This window comes from Microbacterium cucumeris, assembly GCF_058349845.2.
In genome coordinates, this window is the sequence record NZ_JBYRIZ020000001.1 from 24,235 (window position 1) to 39,611 (window position 15,377).

Sequence of the window (15,377 nt, forward strand, 5' to 3'; positions counted from 1 at the left end):
GTCTCAGCGGACCGGAACGTCCTCGGCATCCACCGGATCGGGTCTCCAGTGATGCGTGCGCACCTCCTCGGGCCACCGCAGCGTGACACCGAGACGATCGGTGAGCAGTCGTCGATAGTCGTCCAGCAGATCGGCGTCCGCGCGTACGGCGCGCGGCGGAAGACCGCGTTCGAGTGCGAACGACGCGAGCGCACCCACGGCCTCGCCGATGGCCCACTCGACGGGATGCAGCCGGTAGCAGCCGTTCGTGATGTGCGTCGTGCCGATGTTCTTCGCAGTCGGCAGCAGGTTGTCCACCCGCACAGGCAGGAGCGCGCCCAGTGGGATCTGGAAGGGGTAGGCCTCGATGTCCACATAGGTGCGCCCCGAAGTGCTCGGGTGCAGGTCGATGCGGTAGTGGCCGATTCCGACGCTGTCGGCGAAGATCTCGCTGCCGATCCCGGGACCCCGCGCTTCCACGCCCACGTGCTGCTCGAGGACACGGAACTCCGTGATCGCTCGACGCGCTTCGCGGATGTACGGCGCCTTGGCATAGCCGTCGTCGGTGCCGGTCACATCGCCACGCAGGCGCAGGCCCCGGTATCCGGTGCCCCCGTCTTCGCGGGGAGCCTCTGTCTGCATCCAGTAGAGGAACGACGCGGACAGCTCCCGGCTGGCCGTCAGCGCACGTGCGGCGGCGTCCTCATCGACCCCGAGGATCGGCGCCTCCCAGTAGTCGATCTGCGGCCAGTTCACGATGGTGACATCCGCGTCGATCGTCCCCTCGCGGAAGTTCTCTGCCGCGAGGATCCGACGGAAGCGCCAGAGGTCGAACGGCACGTCCGGGGTCGGCCGCAACTGGAAGAGCGGGCGCGTGTTCACGCGCAGGCTGATCGGATTCACGTCGGTCCACGAGAGCTGCGGGCCCGGCCAGAAGGGGGACACATGCGTGCGCCAGTGCTCGTACCGTGCCGGGCGATCGCCGACGTGGTCCTCGCCCGGGCGGTGCTCGAGTGCGAAGCACCAGGAGATCGCCTGCTGATCGAGAGGATCGGCAGCCTCGGGCGCGTGCAGCTCGCCGGTGTCGCCGCGCCCCTCCGCACCGATCACGTGCTCGACGTCTCCGAGCGCCAGGAGATCACCGAGTTCCGTCGCGTCGACGATGATCGGAGCAGACAGCTCCCGCTCGGTTCCGTCGGCGCGGCGGACGATCACGGACCGTGCCCGGTCGCCATCCACCTCCACGGCGACGGGACGATGCCGCAACAGCACCTCGAGTCGGCCCGATGCGATCCAGGGTGCGAGCATCTCCTCGATCACAGCCAGAGCCACGCGCGGCTCATGGCACAACCGGCTGACGACGCCGAGCCCCGGATTGAGGATCGGCGCTGCCGCGGCGGCGGACGTGAGGGGATAGTTCCGGCGATAGTAATCGCGGATGCGTCGGCGGAACTCGGCGTAACCCGGGCTCGTGGACGGCTCTTCGATCCACGCGTTCTCGTCCGGAGGGACGGCTTGGCTCGTCAGCTGCCCGCCGAGCCAGTCGGTCTCCTCCGTCAGGATGACACGGCGACCCAGCCGGGCAGCGGTGAGTGCGGCAGCGACACCTCCGACGCCGCCGCCGACGACGAGGAGGTCGGGTACGGCCGGGGTCATCGTTGCGTCCCATCAGACGTAGACGGTGCGGTTCGCAGCACCGAGCCGCGAGGGGCGGCGATCGTCTCGCCCGGCATCACGGTGCACGCCACGAGCACGCTCTCCCGCGGAGCATCCGGATCATCGACCATCTCGATCAGCCGTTCGACCGCGATCCGTCCGATCTCCTTACGCGGGATGCGCAGGTCGTCCCATCGCACGCCGGCGCCGGAGGTGTCCTCGAGGACCGCGACGGACACATCGGCTGGAATCGACAGGCCGAGGGCGGTGAGCTTCCCGCGGAGAGTCTCCGCGATCCGCTCGCTCTCCACGACGGCGGCCGTGACGGTGCCGTCGACGAAGCTCTCGATGACGGCATCCGACAGTCCGCTCTCGTCGGAGACGAATCCGGGAGAGGAATCGTGGATGCCGAGCTCGGCGACTGCAGAACGATAACCGTCGCGACGGTCCTCGTACGGTTCGCCCTCGATCGACTCGCGGATGAAGGCGAAGGATCGGTGTCCATGGTCGTGCAACCGGCGGACGATCTCGGCGGACGCTCGTCGGTAATCCGGAATGATGCACGGGAACGGGGCGCCGAGCACTTCGCGCCGACCGATGTGGACGAAGGGATAGCCCTCGTGCCAGAGCCGGGCGAGCTCGTCGCGATCAGGGGACATGCCCAACAGCACGCTGCCGTCGGCGATCGTGAGTCGATTGGTCTCGTCGCGGTAGATCTTCCGCGCCCCGCCGCCGTCACCGGTCGAGCTGAACAGCACGAGGTCGTGCCGGGTCTCCTCCGCACGCTCTTCGATGCCGAGGAGGAACTCGAAGTAGAAGCTCTCGCGAGCGTTGGGGAAGAGCGCCTCGAACGTGTGCACACCGAGCAGTTGTGTGCGCTTCCCACGCAGGTTCCGTGCGATCGGATTCGGCACGTACCCGAGCGTCGCGATCGCGTCGAGGACCCGACGGCGCGTCTCCTCGGGGATCCGGGAGTCGGCGTCACCGCTGATCACGCGGGACACGGCCGATTGGGAAACCCCGGCGAGCGCCGCGACATCCGATTGCCTGGCCGCGCGTTGGCGTCCGTTCGTGCTGGTCATCGGGGTTCCTCCGTCAGTCTTCCTGTGATGCGTTCCGTCATCGTGGCCTGGGCGAGTTCATCGGCCCGTCCCTCTTCGTGAAGCCAGCAGTCCGCCCACCGGCCGTCGGCGAGTCCCGTGCGTGGCGGGGGAGTGGTGCGGCACTTCTCCATCGCGAAGGGGCAGCGCGGATGAAAGCGGCAGCCCGACGGCGGATCGATGAGGCTCGGCGGCTCGCCGAGTTCGTCCGCGGCCCCGAAGATCTCGTCGCGGTCCACGGCGGAGCTGCGGTGCGGATCGGGCGAGGATTCGACGAGCAGCTTCGTGTAAGGATGCTGCGGGTTTGAGATGACCGCGTCCTTCGGTCCTGCTTCGACCATCTGGCCCGCATACATCACGACGATGTCGTCGCAGAGGTAGCGCGCGCTGGCGATGTCGTGCGTGATGTACAGGAGTGCGAGTCCGTCCTCGCGCCGCAGCTTGTCGAGCAGGTTCAGCATCTCGAGCCGGATGGACACGTCGAGCATCGAGATCGGCTCGTCCCCGAGGAGGACGCGCGGCTCGACCGCCAGGGCGCGTGCGATGACGACGCGTTGGCGCTGACCGCCGGAGAGCTCGTGCGGGAACTTGTCCAGATACTCGCTCGCCGGCGTGAGGCTCACGCGTTCGAGCAGGCTCGCCAGTCGCCGATCGATCTCCGTCCGGCCCAGACCCCGGTGGTGCAGGCGCACGGCGCGCTCCAGGTTGTGGCGCACGCGATGGAGCGGGTTCAGCGACCCGAACGGGTCCTGGAAGATCAGTTGAACCGCCTTCCGATACGACTTCGGCACCGTCTTGGCGCGGATGCCGTCCCCGACGACGGGCACGCCGTCGAGTCGGATCTGTCCGGAGGTCGGTTCGTAGAAGCGGGCGAGCAGGCGGGCCAGGGTCGTCTTGCCGCTGCCGCTCTCGCCGACGACGGCGGTGATGCGCCCCGGCTCGAGCCGGATGCTGGCACCCTCCACAGCCCGCACGACGGAGGAGTCGCCGACGGAGTTGGAGACGGCGAAGTGCTTCGCCACGTCGACGGCTTCGAGGACGGGCTCGGTCATCAGATGAACTCCTCGTCATGGAGATGGCAGGCGACCGAGCGGTCGCCATGCGCGGTCAGGCGGGGGAGCGCTTCGTGGCATCCATCCATCACCGCGGGGCAGCGCGGTGCGAAGGGACACCCCGAAGGCAAGGCACGGAGGTCGGGCGGCGTCCCAGGGATGCCTTCAAGGCGCTCGAGCCGCGCGTGCAGGGGAGGGAACGAGTCGCGCAGGCCCTTCGTGTACGGGTGCATCGGCGTCCGATAGAGGTCCTCGGCCGAGGCGAGTTCGACGATCCGTCCGGCGTACATCACCGCGATCCGATCTGCCAGTTCGAGGAGCAGCGACAGATCATGCGTCACGAAGACCACGGCGAAACCGAACTCTCGTCGCAGCCGCAGCACCTGGGCGAGAATCTGCCGCTGCATGACGACGTCGACGGCGGTCGTCGGCTCGTCCATGACCACGAGCTCGGGGCGGCACGCCAGCGCGAGCGCGATCGTGGCGCGCTGGCGCATGCCGCCGGAGAGCTCATGCGGGTAGCTCCGGGCGCGGTCGGCGGAGATTCCGACGAGGCCGAGCAGCCGTCTGGCCTCCGTCCACGCGGCTGCGCGGCTCATCGAGCGGTCGTGGACGCGGAGAACATCGACGAACTGCTCGCCCACACGCATGACGGGGTTGAGCGCGTCCATCGCACTCTGCAGGACGATCGAGAGGCTGGTCCAGCGCAGCGCTCGCAGTGCGTGCGGCGGGAGCTTCAGGAGGTCGATGCCGGGACGCCCTGATTGGGGATGGAACACGATCCGACCGCTCGTCGTCACTGCCGGCGGTCGTTGCAGGCGGGTCAGCGCGGTGATGAGTGTGGACTTCCCCGAGCCGGACTCGCCGACGACGCCGAGAATCTCCCCGCGTCGCAGCTGGAAGGTCACGTCGGTGCATGCGAGTACGGGCGCCCCGGCGCTCGCGTACTCCACGGACAGGCCGTCGACTTCGAGCACGATCTCGGATGCCGTCGTGAGGGCGGGCTCGTCGTCGCGCATCGTCTGAGCGATCGTCACGTCAGACTCCTTCCGGTACGAGGGCGGCGCGACGCACGGCGGCCGTGCGCTTCACGACGCGGCGGGATGCAGAGCGGAGCTTCGGGTTCGCGAGCTCGTCCACACCGAAGTTGATGAGTGCCGCTGCGGTTCCGACCAGTGCGATGCACAGGCCCGGCGGCACGAACCACCACCACAGCCCGCGAAGCACGGCGCTCTGCTGCTGTGCGGCCTGGATCATCGTTCCCCAGCTGATCGCGGATGAGTCGGAGACGCCGAGGAATGCGAGGCCTGCTTCGGCCATCACGGCTCCGATCAGCCCGCCGAGGAACATCGAAGCGATCCAGCCGTACAGGTGCGGCATCACCTCGGTGAAGATGAGGCGGCGGTCGGACTCACCGAGCATGCGCATGGCCTGCACGAAGTCACGATTGCTCACGCTCATGGCCTGAGCGCGCAACGTGCGCGCTCCGCCGGCCCAGCCGAAAACGCCGATGATGAACGCGATCATGACAAGACCGGTTCCCTGCAGGTAGCCGGCGAGCACGAAGATGAGTGGCAGCACGGGCATCACGAGGAAGAGGTTCGTCAGGAAGTTCAGGACGTTACCGGTGGTGCCGCCGAAGTAACCGGCGGGAACACCGACGAGCACCGCGATCGCGGTACCGATGATCGCCCCGAGGAAGCCGACGAACATCGAGCCGCGCGCACCTTCGATCACCTGCGCGAGCACGTCCTGGCCGAACTGCGTCGTGCCGAACGGATGATCGGCGCTGGGCGGAGCCGCGATGGCGGAGATGTCGTTGGCGCGGGCATCCAGACCCAGCACGGAACTGGTGAACCACGGACCGAGGACCGCGAGGAGCACGAAGAAGGAGAGCAGGGCCACACCGAAGGCCACCTTGCCGTTTCCGAAGATGTTGTACTTCATGACCTCAGCGCTCCTCTCGGACACGGGGATCGAGCCAGACATACACGGAATCGGCGATGAGGTTCGCGACGAGCACAGTGAAAGTGACGAGCAGGAACACACCTTGCATCACGGGATAGTCGCGTTTCTGCAACGCGGAGAACAGCAGGTACCCGATGCCGGGATAACTGAAGACGATCTCCGTGAGGAGCGCGCCGCCGACCACTCCGCCCAGCGCCATCGCGAAGCCGGTGAACTGGGGCAGCATCGCGTTGCGGGCGGCGTAACGCCAGCGCACTCGGGCCGGCGAGAGACCCTTCGCCTGGGCGAGGAGGACGTAGTCCTCTCCCACGGTCGTGACGGTCATGTTGCGCATCCCGAGCATCCAGCCGCCGAAGGCGGAGAACACGATCGTCGCTGCAGGCAGGGCGCCGTACTGCAGCACGCTCGCGAGGAAGGCCGGGTCGAACGAGATCGGGATGTTCGGGTCGTAGCCGCCGGCGAGCGGGAACCACCCGAGGACGAAGCCGAACGCCCAGAGGGCGAGCAGGGCCACCCAGAAATAGGGGACGGACGAGAGGAACGTCGTCAGCGGGGTGACGATCGCGTCGAAGCGTGTGCCGGCACGCCATCCCGCTGCGACCCCGAGGGCGGTTCCGAGCACGAACGCGACGACCGTGGTGGTGCCGACGAGCAGGAGCGTCCATGGCAGACCCGCCGCCACGAGCTCGGCGACGGGCACCGGGAAGTTGACGATGGACACGCCGAGATCGAAACGGGCCAGCTGGCCGAGGTAGGCCACGTACTGCTCGAACAGATTGTCGTCCGGGTTGCCGAAGAGACTCTGAATCGAGACGAGTGTCTCCGGTGGCAGCGACTGCCCGCTCACCCGCTCGAGCTGATCGATGATGGCGGCCGACGGATCCCCGGGCATGAGGCGCGGGATCACGAAGTTGAGGGTGATCGCGGACCAGGCTGCGACGAGGTAGAAGCCGAGGCGGCGGGCGAGGAACCTGCCCCGCTTGCGTGCTTTGGGCTTCCCGGATGCCGGCGTGGGCGCGACGTCGGCTGCCCCCACCCCGGCCTCGCTGGCGGTCGTCGTCATGATGCGGGCTCGAGCGAGAGCAGCGTGAGGATCGTGTCGGGGCCGAGACTGGGGAAGGGGACGGCGGTGAAGTCCTCCGGGGTTGGCCAGCCCGTCCAGTTCGAGGCGTTCACGTCGACGAACCAGTAGGAGTTGTAAAGCGGGGTGAAGGGGACCTCGTTCACGACGATCCTCTGCATCTCGAGTGCGAGCGACTTCATCGTCTCCTCATCGGCGGCCTGAGTCATGCCTGCGAGGACTTCGTCGGTCTCGGGGTCGTTCCAACGGCCGATGTTCGTCGCGGCGGGCGTCCCGATCGGCTCGACGTAGCGGCTGTCGAGGAAGCTGTAGACGCCGTACACGCCTGCACCGCCCGTCGTTGCGATCGTGAGATCGAAATCGCCTGCCTTCTGCTGCTCGTAGAGCGTGGCGCCCGGAGCGCCGGCGGGGGTCACCGTGATGCCGAGGACCTTCTTCCAGCTGTTGATCATGATGTCCGCATAGGCGTTCCAGCCGAAGTCCTGATTGAAGGAGAGACGCGGCGTGTAGGTCTTCCCGTCCTTCACGAGGGCGCCGTCGACCACGTCGTAGCCGCTCGCGGCAAGCGCGGCCTGGGCGGCATCTTCGTCCACCTCCTGCACGACGCCGAGGTACTCGGGGGCGATCCAGTCCTTGTAGATCTGATCGACGAGACCTGTCGGACCCGCTTCGGTGCCGGGGCGGTTGAGCGTCGCGGTGATGTCGGAGCGTGGGATCGACAGCGCGAGCGCCGTCCGGAGATCCGCGTCGTCGAAGGGCGCCTGTGCGGTGTTGTACATCATCGAGTACGCGCCGCCGGTGGCATAGAGCTGGTAGAGGTTGGTCTCCGGGTTCTTCGCGACGAATTCGTCCTCGGCGCCGGGCCAGCCGGTGGGTGCCCAGTCGACGTCGCCGCGGAGCAGCTGCGCCTTCACGGTCTCGCCGTTCGTCGCGAGGATCTTGAAGTACGTCATGGGCATCTTGCCTCCCCAGTACCCGTCGCGCGCCTTGAGCGTGACCTGCTGCGCCGCGAAGGCGTCGAGCGTGAACGGCCCGGTCCCGATGGGATCGGGATTCGTCCAGGTCATGAGGTCCTGCTCTTCCCAGATGTGCTTCGGCACCATCGGCAGCGAACTCGACGCGAACTGGTTCAGTGCGGCGAAGGACGGCGAGTCGAACGCGACGGCGACGGTGTGTTCGTCGACCTTCTCGACTGACGTGTACGTGACCCCGGCGAGATTCAGTGCGGGGTTGTCGAGCGGGAGGGAGAGAGAGTACGCGGCGTCGTCGGCATCGAACGCCTCGCCGTCGGAGAACGTCACGTCGTCGCGCAGGGTGATCGTGAGCGTGGTGCCGGCGGCGTCGAAGTCGAGCGACTCCGCGAGCCACGGTTTCACGAGGGCGCCGTCGCTGTAGTCGACCCGCGCGAGCGGCTCGTAGATGAGCTCGGCGTTCGGAGCCTTCTCCGTGGCCGGGCCGAGCACGTTGTAATTGCGGACGTAGGTCGTACCGCCGTCTGACTTGCCGTAGACGATCGTGTCGGTCCGGGCGCTCGAGTTGGCTGTCCCGGGCGAGCACGCGCTCAGTCCCACGACGAGTGCAAGCGCTGCGGCCACGGCGAGGGTGCGTGACGTTCTGGACATTCCTGTCTCCCTTGACTGGATGCGGTGCTGTCGGCGTTTTCGGGTCGTGCTCATACGTATGAATAGCAAGGCTCAGAGAAAGTCTCGGATGCTTCTACGTATGAGCACGACGATAGCCAGCGCCTTCCCGCGGTGTCAAGAGTGGAATCGATCAGGAATGAAGAAGACGTCCCCGGCTGTGATTCGTAGCCTGGGAGGACCGGTCTCCGACAGAAAGGGAAGGGCCATGGCCGACAACGGAACGGGCGGATTCAGCGATGCGGAGCGCGCCGCGATCAAGGAGCGCGCTGCCGAGCTGCGCGCGGAGAAGGGTGGCAAGAAGGCGGCTGCCGGCCTCGAGGACCTGCTGACGAGCATCGCTGCGATGCCCGATGATCAGCGCGTCATCGCCGAGCGCATCCACGCGATCGTCACCCGGGTCGCCCCGGCACTGACCGCCAAGACCTGGTACGGGCAGCCGGCCTGGGTCAACGCCGACGGCAAGGTCGTCGTCTTCTTCCACTCCGCCCAGAAGTACGGCACGGCCTACAACACCCTCGGTTCGGAAGCGGGGGCGAAGCTCGAAGACGGCGTCATGTGGCCCAGCTCGTACTCCATCAAGGGCCCTCTCGGCATCGAGGAGGAGAAGCTGATCGCCGCCTGGGTGGCCAAGGCCGCCGGCTGACCGCCCCTGCGCGTGGGACGCGACGAGGCGGGTGAGCGCCGGTCGGCGTGACTCCTATGGGGCGGGAACAGGCGTCTGCTGATACAGGGCGAGTCGCCAGTTCCCGTCCCGGCGGGTGTAGACGCTGGACATGAGCGCGACGAACGCCGGTTCCTCCCCGTCGCGATACGCGCGACCGGTGTAGACGAGGATCGCGTGATCGTCGCCCAGCCCGATGAGTCGCGCCTCGGCGATGTCGTACGTCCGCCACGCCGGAGCGTCGTTCAGCGAGTCGACGACGGCGCGGCGATCCAGGATCTGGCCGTGGGCCAGCACCATCACGCCGTCACTCGTCATGATGTCGCCGTAGAACTCCGCTCCTGTGCCGTCGCAGAGTGATCTCCAGCCCTGGTGTTCGAGGTCGAGCAGCTCATCGAGCACAGTCTTCTCCTTCGGTCGCTGGGCATTCCACCCTACGAAAGGACCCGGCGGTCGTCACGCGGTGACTTCGCCCACCACCGCGAAGAGCCCGGGCCGCGGCTGCGCGATCGCAGCGGTCCGTGTGGCGTAGGCGGCCGCTTCCGGATCGGCCTGGGTGGCTTTCACATCGTCGCTGCTCTCCCAGCGCGCGAGGGTGACGACCCGTGTCTTGTCGAGACTCGCGAGCAGCGTCGCCGAGATGAATCCGGGACGTCGGGAGATCACCAGCTCGGTGCCTTCGACCAGCAGGTCCACCAGCTCCTGGTGGCGGGCGGGGTCGACGTCGACGACGTTGATGAATGTGACGGGGTGGGACATTTCTTCCTCCTTCTGTTGAGCGACGCACGATCAGACGCGATCGGCGGTGCTGCGGAGGAGACGAGACAGGGCAGTGATCTGTCAGGCGATCAGCCGGTGCCGACTCCCGCCTGACGCTCGGCGGGTCTGCGTCGTCCTCCTCCCGAGCCGGTCGAGACGACCGGCCGTGCGAGGAAGGGACACCGGTGATTCGCTCGGAGCATCGAGGAACGCAGCGCATAGACCAGCTGGCGCAGTGGTGGGAGCAGCGCACCGGGCTCGGCACGCGCGTCCTCGCCTGGCGGCAACGGGTGGTCCCGGATCACTGGTCGCTGCTGTTCGGGCAGATCGCCGTGGCGAGCCTCGTCGTGTGCATCCTCACCGGTGTCTTCCTGATGCTCTTCTACACCCCGTCCACGGCGACGGTCACGTATCAGGGGATCTACGAGCCTTTACGAGGCATCGAGATGTCGCGCGCGTTGGAGTCGACTCTCGCGATCTCCTTCGAGATCCGCGGTGGCCTGCTGATCCGCCAGCTTCACCACTGGAGCTCTTCGGCGATGGTCGCCGCCATTATGCTGCACCTCCTGCGCCTGTTCTTCACCGCCGCGTTCCGACGTCCGCGCGAACTGACATGGCTGCTGTGGTTCGGCGTCCTCCTCGTCACGATGGCCGCCGGGCTGACCGGCCACCTCCTTCCCGACGATGCCCTGTCCGGCACGAGCCTGATGGTCATGGACGGGTTGCTCAAGGCCGTGCCCGTCCTCGGAACCTGGCTCTCCTTCCTCGTCTTCCAGGGGCGTTTCCCCAGTGGTGCGATCGAGACCTTGTATCCGCTGCACGTGATCATCCTCCCCGCCGTCACCGTGCTGATGATCGTGGTGATCGGCCTGCTTCACGTCGTCCAGCGCCCCGCCCAGTTCCCCGGGCCGGGGCGGACCGAGCACACTGTCGTCGGTCGACCGGTCACGGTCGCCGCCGTCCGGTCCGGTGGTCTGTTCGCGGTCGTGTTCGGCGCGCTGACCGTGACCGCGGCCACCGTCACGGTGAATCCGATCTGGCTGTACGGCCCGTCCGATCCTGCCGTCGCCTCGGCAGGCGGCGGGGCCTTGTGGTACCTCGCCGCGCTGGACGGTGCGCAGCGCCTCGTGCCGCCGGGCTGGGAGGTCGTCCTGTTCGGCCGCACGTGGACAATCGCGGTCCTGGTGCCGATCGGGCTCGTGACGCTGTTCTTCCTCACGGCGATGATCTACCCCTTCATCGAAGGATGGATCACAGGGGAGAGGAAGGATCAGCACTGGCTCGCGCGACCACGGAACGCGCCGACGCGCACCGGACTGGGCGTCGCCGGAATGGTGTTCTACGGGGTCCTCTGGACAGCCGGTGGGAGCGACGTGATCGCGCTGCACCTGTCGCTGAGCAACGAGGGCCTGATCATGGCGCTTCGTGCGGCCCTCTTCCTGGGCTCCGTCGTCGCATTCCTGCTGACGAAGCGGGTCTGCCTCGGCTTGCAGCGCCGGGACCGCGACATCCTGCTGCACGGCTACGAGACCGGCAGAATCGTCCGCATTCCGGGAGGCCGGTACGTCGAGGTGCACGCGCCGGTCAGCTCCTACGAGCGGTGGAGGCTGCTTGACCACGAATCGCCCATGCCCGCGATGGTCCGTCCCGACGCGCACGGCAGGATCCGGTGGAGCGAGCGTGCGCGTGCGCGCCTGTCCCGCTGGTTCTTCGAGGACCGCATCCTCCCCGTCACGACATCCGTCTCCGGCTCCCCGGCGTCGGAGGCGCCGCGCGACATCGCGACGATGCCGGCGGAGCACCGATGATCGCCCCCCGGTCCGGTTCGCGCACCGCCACCTCACACTTCGCCAGGACATCTCGTCCTCCTTTCGACGTACCGTGATCTGGTCGGGTCTCCAGCCACGGATGCTCCGACGACAGGAACGAGGACGATGTCGGAAATCGCACCACGCCCCGGCGAGCCGCCGGAGATCGGAGACGCCATCCGTGAACGAAGCGTCCTTCTGGGCCTGAGCTATCGTCTCCTCGGCTCCCTCGCGGATGCCGAGGATGCGGTGCAGGAGACCTACATCCGGTGGTATCGACTCAGCGACGAGGAGCGTCGCAGCATCGCGCATCCGCGTGCCTGGCTCATCAAGACCGCCAGCAGGGTCGGTCTGGACATGCTCGGCAGCGCTCGCGCCCGTCGTGAGCAGTACGTCGGCGAATGGCTCCCCGAACCCGTCCCGGCGGCGAACCGATGGAGCAGCCAAGACGGATCCACGACGCTCGATCCGGCCGAGCGCGTCACCCTGGACGATTCGGTGTCCATGGCCCTGCTGATCGTCCTGGAGTCCATGACGCCCGCCGAGCGGGTCGCGTTCATCCTCCACGACGTCTTCCGCTACACGTTCGGCGAGATCGCGGAGATCGTCGGTCGGTCGCCCGCCGCGTGCCGGCAGCTCGCATCGTCGGCACGTCGGCGCGTGCGCGAGCAGCAGCGGACTCCTGTCCCACGCGCCGAGCACGCGGCGGCCGTGCAGTCCTTCAAACTCGCGTGGCAGACCGGAGATCTCGCCGGACTCATCGAGGTGCTCGATCCCGACGCCACCGCCATCACCGACGGCGGTGGTCTGGTCTCCGCGTCGCTCGAACCGCTGCACCGCCCTGAGGCGATCGCGACCTTCTTCCTGGGCGTTCTCGAGCGACAGCCCGACGTCGTCATCCGCGAGGAGGTCGTCAACGGCGAGCTCGGACTGGTCGCGGCCGACAGTCGGGACCGCACGCTGGCCGTCGTCAGCTTCGTGACGACGGAGGACGGGAGGATCAGTCGGGTGTGGGCCGTGCGCAACCCGCGGAAACTGGACCGCTGGCGTCCGCCGTCACCTCCGTCAGTGCCCGGACGATGACCCGCTCACGGCAGGTCCTCGACCTCGATCCGGTCGTCGTCCTCGTCCTCCTCTTCGCCGGGTGACGTGTCGTCCGGGTCGGGACGGCCGCCCGTCGTCGGGATGTCGGGATCGACGCCCTCGGCGTCCACGCGCCGCTCGTCGTCCGGGAGGGCCTGGGGGTCGGACATGATCGTCTCCTCTCGTGGATGGCTTCAGCCTGGACGCTCCGCGAGGATCCGTCTCGCCCGTTGACACCGCGGGCGCCGGCCAGGAGAATCCTCGCCGGCGCAACCCCCTGGTCGAAGCCGGAGCGTGTGAGCAGGGTGGCGTCATGGCTGAGGATCCCGAGCGCCCAGGCGCCGAGCACTGGCTGCCGCGCTCCACCGAGATCGATGAGCTGCGCTCAGCGGCGTCCGAGTGCCGCGGGTGCGAGCTGTGGAAGGACGCCACGCAGGTCGTGTTCTCCGAGGGAAGCTCCTCCGCACGGATCATGCTGGTCGGCGAGCAGCCCGGTGACCGCGAGGACCTCGCCGGAGAGCCCTTCGTCGGTCCCGCCGGCCGCGTCCTCGCCGATGCCCTGGAGGCCGCCCGCATCGACAGGACGGAGACCTACATCACCAACGCCGTCAAGCACTTCCGCTTCGAGCCGCGCGGGAAGCGCCGCATCCATCAGAAGCCCGGTGTCGCGCACATCGTGGCGTGCCACCCCTGGCTGGACGCCGAGATCCGCGAGGTGAAGCCCGAGATCATCGTCGGCATGGGCGCGACCGCGGCCCGTTCGCTGTTCGGTCGGAGCGTCACGATCGGGGATGCCCGAGGGCACGTCATCGAGGAGCCCGAGCGCCTCCTCGCCCCCGTCGTCGTGACCGTGCATCCGTCCAGCATCCTGCGGGTGCGGGACTCCTCGGCGAGGGAGGCCGCGTTCGACGCGTTCATCGCCGATCTTCGGGTCGCGGCCAGGGGGCCGAGGGCGTAGCGTTCCTGCATGGGCAAGCTCATCTACGACAGCGAGGACCACCCGATCGTCCTCGACGATCGGGCACTCGCGCACCTCAAGGTCGTCATCACCACGAAGCTGCGTCGTCAGGAGGGGTTCACGCTGTCCTGGCGGCATCCGGACGGCCAACCGCCCGGGCGCTCGACGATCTGGCTGCACCCGTCGATCCCTATGCAGTTCATCTTCGACGAGCCCGAGCCGCCCGAGCTCAACGCCCGCTGGATCCAGGACCTGATGAACTCCGCCAACACCTCGGGAGGCATCGCCCTGGTCGACGAGGTCATCGACGGGCCGGAGTGACGCCGAGCCTCAGCCGGTCTGTGCGGAGAGCTCGCGTTCGATGAGTGCCCGCGCCGCGTCGTCGAACGCGACGAGGCGCGCTTCGCTCACGCGCGTCGGCGTGCCCAGGATGGTCCGGACGGCGATCGCCGCAGCATCCTGACGGGGCCATCCGAAGATCCCCGCGCTGATCAGCGGGAAGGCGATCGTGCGCACGCCCAGCTCGTCGGCCATCGCGAGCGCGCGTCGATAGCACGACTCCAGCAGCGCCGGATCGGTCTGCCCCGCACGCGTATCCGGCCCGACCGTGTGGATCACCCAACGCGCCGGCAGCTCGCCCGCCGTGGTCCATCCGGCGTCTCCCGTTCGCAGTCCGTCGGGAAACCGCCGGATGCAGTCCGCCAGGATGCCGGGGCCGCCGGCACGATGGATCGCCCCGTCCACGCCTCCACCACCGCGCATCGCCGTGCTGGCGGCGTTGACGATCGCATCGACATCCTGGGTCGTGATGTCGCCGAGAACCGCCGTCAGATGGACCACGGCCTCATTCTGCCGCGTTCGCGGCGCGAGCGGTGGGGAGCGTTCAGACCGCGGCGCGGTCGCGCCGGATCTGGCGGACACGCAGCACGACCCAGACGACGACCGCGATCACGACAGCCGCGATGACGACTTTCTGGAAGATGCCGGCGTAGTCCTCGACGATGTGCCAGTTCGCGCCCAGCAGGTACCCGGCCATCACGAAGATCGTGTTCCAGATGGCGCTGCCCGCCGTCGTGAGCAGGGTGAAGCGGATCAGCGGCATCCGCTCGATGCCGGCCGGGATCGAGATCAGGCTGCGGAAGATCGGGATCATGCGCCCGAAGAACACGGCCTTCGAGCCGTGCTTGAGGAACCACGCCTCGGCACGCTCCACGTCCTCGATCTTGATCAGCGGCATCCGCTCGGCGATCGCGTACAGCCGGCGACGACCCAGCCACGCCCCGAGGCCGTAGAGGGCGAGGGCACCGACGATCGAGCCGACCGTCGTCCAGATGAGCACCGCGACGAGACTCAGCGACCCCTGGTGCGCCGTGAACCCTGCGAGCGGCAGGATGATCTCACTCGGCAGCGGCGGGAACAGGTTCTCCAGGGCGATCGCGAGGCCGGCTCCGGGGCCGCCCAGCGTCTCCATCAGCGAGACCGCCCACGCGGCGATGGCGTTGAGGTTCTCGGCGCTCGACGTCATGTCGACAACGCTAGGGGAGCCAAGCTGAGTGATCGCAGAGCGCCGCCGGTGAATCGATAGGATGGCGCGCGGTGCCTGTGCCGGCACCGAAGCGAATCCCGACA

General features: G+C 67.9%; 17 protein-coding genes. 5 read left to right on the forward strand and 12 right to left on the reverse strand.

Going from position 1 to position 15,377, the window contains the following annotated elements:
• Positions 1-3: 3 nt before the first annotated feature.
• From AC3RXZ_RS00135 to AC3RXZ_RS00165, 7 genes are read right to left on the reverse strand one after another with little or no spacing between them, the layout of a single operon-like run.
• Positions 4-1,635 (reverse strand): FAD-dependent oxidoreductase, encoded by a 1,632-nt coding sequence (locus tag AC3RXZ_RS00135; RefSeq protein WP_491492795.1) that lies wholly within the window; start codon positions 1,633-1,635, stop codon positions 4-6.
• Positions 1,632-2,717 carry a LacI family DNA-binding transcriptional regulator gene (locus AC3RXZ_RS00140; protein ID WP_491492796.1) on the reverse strand — a complete coding sequence of 362 codons (1,086 nt, stop codon included), beginning with the start codon at positions 2,715-2,717 and terminating at the stop codon, positions 1,632-1,634. The genes AC3RXZ_RS00135 and AC3RXZ_RS00140 overlap by 4 nt, the downstream gene beginning before the upstream one ends.
• Positions 2,714-3,787: an ABC transporter ATP-binding protein gene (locus tag AC3RXZ_RS00145; RefSeq protein ID WP_491492797.1), complete on the reverse strand. Its 1,074-nt coding sequence runs from the start codon at positions 3,785-3,787 to the stop codon at positions 2,714-2,716. The genes AC3RXZ_RS00140 and AC3RXZ_RS00145 overlap by 4 nt, the downstream gene beginning before the upstream one ends.
• On the reverse strand, positions 3,787-4,824 hold the full coding sequence (locus AC3RXZ_RS00150; RefSeq protein ID WP_243226096.1) for an ABC transporter ATP-binding protein: 1,038 nt from the start codon (positions 4,822-4,824) through the stop codon (positions 3,787-3,789). The genes AC3RXZ_RS00145 and AC3RXZ_RS00150 overlap by 1 nt, the downstream gene beginning before the upstream one ends.
• A gap of 1 nt (position 4,825) precedes the next feature.
• On the reverse strand, positions 4,826-5,734 hold the full coding sequence (locus tag AC3RXZ_RS00155; protein ID WP_243226095.1) for an ABC transporter permease: 909 nt from the start codon (positions 5,732-5,734) through the stop codon (positions 4,826-4,828).
• A 4-nt stretch (positions 5,735-5,738) separates the two neighbouring features.
• Positions 5,739-6,818, reverse strand: a complete 1,080-nt coding sequence (locus AC3RXZ_RS00160; protein WP_243226094.1) for an ABC transporter permease — start codon at positions 6,816-6,818, stop codon at positions 5,739-5,741.
• Complete coding sequence (locus tag AC3RXZ_RS00165; RefSeq protein ID WP_243226092.1) at positions 6,815-8,458, reverse strand: ABC transporter substrate-binding protein; 1,644 nt, start codon at positions 8,456-8,458, stop codon at positions 6,815-6,817. The genes AC3RXZ_RS00160 and AC3RXZ_RS00165 overlap by 4 nt, the downstream gene beginning before the upstream one ends.
• 226 nt (positions 8,459-8,684) lie before the next feature.
• On the opposite strand from AC3RXZ_RS00165, the gene AC3RXZ_RS00170 reads away from it, so the two are divergent.
• Complete coding sequence (locus tag AC3RXZ_RS00170) at positions 8,685-9,122, forward strand: hypothetical protein (protein WP_491492798.1); 438 nt, start codon at positions 8,685-8,687, stop codon at positions 9,120-9,122.
• Between the two features lie 54 nt (positions 9,123-9,176).
• Here the strand turns inward: AC3RXZ_RS00170 and AC3RXZ_RS00175 are convergent, their stop codons facing one another.
• Both AC3RXZ_RS00175 and AC3RXZ_RS00180 read right to left on the reverse strand, forming a co-directional pair.
• A complete protein-coding gene (locus tag AC3RXZ_RS00175; protein ID WP_491492799.1) occupies positions 9,177-9,542 on the reverse strand; it encodes a nuclear transport factor 2 family protein in 366 nt (121 codons plus the stop codon).
• A 54-nt stretch (positions 9,543-9,596) separates the two neighbouring features.
• A complete protein-coding gene (locus AC3RXZ_RS00180) occupies positions 9,597-9,899 on the reverse strand; it encodes an antibiotic biosynthesis monooxygenase family protein (protein WP_491492800.1) in 303 nt (100 codons plus the stop codon).
• A gap of 185 nt (positions 9,900-10,084) precedes the next feature.
• Between AC3RXZ_RS00180 and qcrB the strand changes: the two genes are divergently transcribed.
• A complete protein-coding gene (gene qcrB / locus AC3RXZ_RS00185) occupies positions 10,085-11,707 on the forward strand; it encodes a cytochrome bc1 complex cytochrome b subunit (protein WP_491492801.1) in 1,623 nt (540 codons plus the stop codon).
• 126 nt (positions 11,708-11,833) lie between these two features.
• Positions 11,834-12,790, forward strand: a complete 957-nt coding sequence (gene sigJ, locus AC3RXZ_RS00190) for an RNA polymerase sigma factor SigJ (protein ID WP_491492802.1) — start codon at positions 11,834-11,836, stop codon at positions 12,788-12,790.
• Between the two features lie 5 nt (positions 12,791-12,795).
• Here sigJ and AC3RXZ_RS00195 read toward each other — a convergent pair whose 3' ends face one another.
• Positions 12,796-12,960: a hypothetical protein gene (locus tag AC3RXZ_RS00195; RefSeq protein WP_243226086.1), complete on the reverse strand. Its 165-nt coding sequence runs from the start codon at positions 12,958-12,960 to the stop codon at positions 12,796-12,798.
• A gap of 143 nt (positions 12,961-13,103) precedes the next feature.
• On the opposite strand from AC3RXZ_RS00195, the gene AC3RXZ_RS00200 reads away from it, so the two are divergent.
• Positions 13,104-13,748 carry a UdgX family uracil-DNA binding protein gene (locus tag AC3RXZ_RS00200; RefSeq protein WP_491492803.1) on the forward strand — a complete coding sequence of 215 codons (645 nt, stop codon included), beginning with the start codon at positions 13,104-13,106 and terminating at the stop codon, positions 13,746-13,748.
• 9 nt (positions 13,749-13,757) lie between these two features.
• Positions 13,758-14,069, forward strand: a complete 312-nt coding sequence (locus tag AC3RXZ_RS00205; RefSeq protein WP_243226083.1) for a DUF7882 family protein — start codon at positions 13,758-13,760, stop codon at positions 14,067-14,069.
• 9 nt (positions 14,070-14,078) lie between these two features.
• Here AC3RXZ_RS00205 and AC3RXZ_RS00210 read toward each other — a convergent pair whose 3' ends face one another.
• Positions 14,079-14,588, reverse strand: a complete 510-nt coding sequence (locus tag AC3RXZ_RS00210; protein WP_491492804.1) for an O-acetyl-ADP-ribose deacetylase — start codon at positions 14,586-14,588, stop codon at positions 14,079-14,081.
• Between the two features lie 43 nt (positions 14,589-14,631).
• Entirely contained in the window at positions 14,632-15,273 is a 642-nt protein-coding gene (locus tag AC3RXZ_RS00215) for a DedA family protein (RefSeq protein ID WP_491492805.1), read from the reverse strand.
• Positions 15,274-15,377 lie beyond the last annotated feature (104 nt).

What these genes read in the sequence shown, in the direction of transcription:
- AC3RXZ_RS00135 (WP_491492795.1), bottom strand. Translation starts at nt 1,635, where the DNA reads ATGACCCCGGCCGTACCCGACCTCCTCGTCGTCGGCGGCGGCGTCGGA.
- AC3RXZ_RS00140 (WP_491492796.1), bottom strand. Translation starts at nt 2,717, where the DNA reads ATGACCAGCACGAACGGACGCCAACGCGCGGCCAGGCAATCGGATGTC.
- AC3RXZ_RS00145 (WP_491492797.1), bottom strand. Translation starts at nt 3,787, where the DNA reads ATGACCGAGCCCGTCCTCGAAGCCGTCGACGTGGCGAAGCACTTCGCC.
- AC3RXZ_RS00155 (WP_243226095.1), bottom strand. Translation starts at nt 5,734, where the DNA reads ATGAAGTACAACATCTTCGGAAACGGCAAGGTGGCCTTCGGTGTGGCC.
- AC3RXZ_RS00160 (WP_243226094.1), bottom strand. Translation starts at nt 6,818, where the DNA reads ATGACGACGACCGCCAGCGAGGCCGGGGTGGGGGCAGCCGACGTCGCG.
- AC3RXZ_RS00165 (WP_243226092.1), bottom strand. Translation starts at nt 8,458, where the DNA reads ATGTCCAGAACGTCACGCACCCTCGCCGTGGCCGCAGCGCTTGCACTC.
- AC3RXZ_RS00170 (WP_491492798.1), top strand. Translation starts at nt 8,685, where the DNA reads ATGGCCGACAACGGAACGGGCGGATTCAGCGATGCGGAGCGCGCCGCG.
- AC3RXZ_RS00180 (WP_491492800.1), bottom strand. Translation starts at nt 9,899, where the DNA reads ATGTCCCACCCCGTCACATTCATCAACGTCGTCGACGTCGACCCCGCC.
- sigJ (WP_491492802.1), top strand. Translation starts at nt 11,834, where the DNA reads ATGTCGGAAATCGCACCACGCCCCGGCGAGCCGCCGGAGATCGGAGAC.
- AC3RXZ_RS00195 (WP_243226086.1), bottom strand. Translation starts at nt 12,960, where the DNA reads ATGTCCGACCCCCAGGCCCTCCCGGACGACGAGCGGCGCGTGGACGCC.
- AC3RXZ_RS00200 (WP_491492803.1), top strand. Translation starts at nt 13,104, where the DNA reads ATGGCTGAGGATCCCGAGCGCCCAGGCGCCGAGCACTGGCTGCCGCGC.
- AC3RXZ_RS00205 (WP_243226083.1), top strand. Translation starts at nt 13,758, where the DNA reads ATGGGCAAGCTCATCTACGACAGCGAGGACCACCCGATCGTCCTCGAC.
- AC3RXZ_RS00215 (WP_491492805.1), bottom strand. Translation starts at nt 15,273, where the DNA reads ATGACGTCGAGCGCCGAGAACCTCAACGCCATCGCCGCGTGGGCGGTC.